The sequence below is a fragment of the Arthrobacter sp. I3 genome (assembly GCF_000520575.1).
Taxonomy (GTDB): domain Bacteria; phylum Actinomycetota; class Actinomycetes; order Actinomycetales; family Micrococcaceae; genus Arthrobacter; species Arthrobacter humicola_A.
Map to the genome: position 1 here is coordinate 78,491 of NZ_KI914976.1, position 2,316 is coordinate 80,806.

Annotated in this window: 2 protein-coding genes and 1 pseudogene; 1 reads left to right on the forward strand and 2 read right to left on the reverse strand. The window is 68.8% G+C overall.

All coding sequences use genetic code 11. From position 1 onward, the window contains the following. Positions 1–741: pseudogene (locus Y706_RS0122405) on the forward strand (ABC transporter); the annotation flags it as partial. Positions 742–775: 34 nt separating this feature from the next. Here the strand turns inward: Y706_RS0122405 and Y706_RS0122410 are convergent. Both Y706_RS0122410 and Y706_RS0122415 read right to left on the reverse strand, forming a co-directional pair. After that, positions 776–1,312 (reverse strand): DUF1697 domain-containing protein, encoded by a 537-nt coding sequence (locus Y706_RS0122410; protein ID WP_028278329.1) that lies wholly within the window; start codon positions 1,310–1,312, stop codon positions 776–778. 13 nt (positions 1,313–1,325) lie between these two features. Then, positions 1,326–2,045, reverse strand: coding sequence for an IclR family transcriptional regulator (locus tag Y706_RS0122415; protein WP_026266447.1), 720 nt, complete (start codon positions 2,043–2,045; stop codon positions 1,326–1,328). Between the last annotated feature and the right edge of the window lie 271 nt (positions 2,046–2,316).

The following is a 2,316-nucleotide window of genomic DNA, read 5'->3' on the forward strand; positions in this document are numbered from 1 at the left end:
GTGGCCGCCAATGTGCCGTTGGTGGTCGACGCCGTCGCCCGGTCCTACCGGCTGGAGGCAACCCGGCGCACGGGCTGGCCGGTGACCCGCTGGCTGGCCAGGTTCAGGCCGGATCCGCTGCGGCGTCTGAACTTGCGCCGCGAGGGCGCCAAACCTGAACTGAACCGGACGTCGCTGCCTCCTGCCGGGGCGCCGGAACAGGCGCGGACCGATGCCGCCGTCCGGGAATTCGCTGAGGCGGCGTCCGCCGGTGCCCCTGGCCCGTGGCGGGCGGCCATCCGCGGCGCCGCCCGGGAAGGAAACGACCGGCTGCCGGATGCACTGGACCAGGCAATCGCCTCCACCGAGTTGTCCGCTGGTAAGAAGTCCTGGTGGTGGGGTGTGTTCAATGCGGTTCAGTGGCTCGCCTTGGTAACGGCCCTGGCCGGATTCGCGTGGCTGGGAGTCCTGGCTGCGCTCGGCTACCTGCAACTGCCAGTGCCAGAGGTCCCACGGGTCCAGGGCTGGCCGGTTCCTACCGTGATGATCGCCGGGGGAGTGCTGCTGGGCATCGTCCTGGCGATTGGGGCGCGGTTCATCTCCGGAGCCGCGGCAGCGTCACGCAGTGCCGTGGCACGGAAGCGACTGACAGCCGCCGTCGCCGCCGTCGCGGGGGAACTCGTCGTGGCGCCCGTGGAACGTGAGGTCAGCCGCCTGGCGAAGTTCACTGCCACGCTGAAGGCCGCCGCGGGTCGGCAGTGAGCCGTCCGTGCGCGGCCGGCCGGATGCGGCCTGCCTAAATCCCGGCCGCGGCGTCGCGGACCTTGATCATGGTGCGGAGGTTGCGTGTGGTGGTGGCAGTCTTGTACTTCGCCTTCGAGGAGAGCTTGCTGAAAGGGCTGTCCAGAGTGCCGCCGGCGGGGGCGAGCCAGGCCAGGGCTTCCGGGCCCAGCCGGGTGAGCTCGGCCCTGTCCAAGGCCCTGCCTGCCTCGAGCAGCTCCGAGAGGACCTCTTCATCAGAGGCGAGCGTCAGGTACGTATGGGTGGACGCGTCGTCGGCCGGGTAGGGGCACGCGTCGACCAGGGCTGCCACACGGCCCGCGGTGAGCACAACCACCCAGGCGTCGTAGCCGAAGGTTTCCCGCAGGCACGCCTCGAATTCCTTTTTGACGCCGGCCGGATCCAGCTCGCTGGCCAGCACGACGTTGCCGCTGGCCAACAGGGTCACGACACCCGAAAATGGCCGGGACTTCAGGGCGTTCTTGAGATCGGCCATCTTGATATTGATGCCGCCCACGTTGATGCCCCGCAGGAAGACCGCATAGCTGTTCATGGGCACAGCATACTTAGTCGTTGGTCTTGCGCAGCGCTTCCGTCAGGACACGGCCGGCGTTGCAGACCACTTCGGCGTGCAGGCGCCCCGGCTGGCGGGTCAGGCGCTCGATCGGGCCGGAGATGGACACCGCGGCAATCACGCGGCCGGACGGCCCGCGGACGGGGGCCGAAACGGAGGCGACACCGGGCTCGCGTTCGCCGAGGCTCTGGCCCCAGCCCCGGCGTCGTACTCCGGCCAGGACGGTGGGGGTGAAGCGGGCGGACTGGAGGCCTTCCAGGAGGCGGTCGTGGTCCTCCCACGCCAGCAGCACCTGGGCGGCGGAGCCGGCCTTCATGGACAGCTGGGTGCCGACGGGGATGGTGTCGCGCAGCCCGATCGGGCGTTCGGCGGAGGCCACGCAGACGCGCCAGTCACCCTGGCGGCGGAAGATCTGGGCGCTTTCGCCGGTGGCGTCGCGCAGCTGCATGAGCACGGGGCCGGCGGAGGCGATGAGGCGGTCCTCGCCGGCGGCGGAGGCCAGTTCCACCAGGCGGCTCCCGAGCACGAAGCGGCCCTGGATATCGCGGCTCACGAGCCTGTGGTGCACCAGGGCGAGAGCCAGCCGGTGCACGGTGGGCCGGGCCAGTCCCGTGGCCGCCACCAGCTGCGCCAGGGTGGTGGGGCCGGCCTCAAGTGCGTCAAGCACATGGGCCGCTTTATCGATGACACCGACTCCACTAGAATTGTCCATGTAATGATATTGACGTCTCATTATCTGAGATGCAAGTCAACGCGCTGGCGTATTACTTGGCTGTGCTGGTTCAGTGGAAGAGATAGTCCGTCGGAACGCACAATACTTACCGCAGTGAAGGGAGCAGGCCGTGGCAAAGACACTGGCCGAGAAGGTCTGGGACGCGCACGTTGTGCGCAAGGGGGACGGCGAAGGAGCCAACGCCCAGCCGGATCTCCTCTTCATCGACCTCCACCTGGTGCACGAGGTGACGTCGCCGCAGGCCTTCGAA

Coding starts and splice junctions, on each gene's coding strand:
- Y706_RS0122415 (WP_026266447.1), bottom strand. CDS start 2,045: ATGGACAATTCTAGTGGAGTCGGTGTCATCGATAAAGCGGCCCATGTG.
- Y706_RS0122410 (WP_028278329.1), bottom strand. CDS start 1,312: ATGAACAGCTATGCGGTCTTCCTGCGGGGCATCAACGTGGGCGGCATC.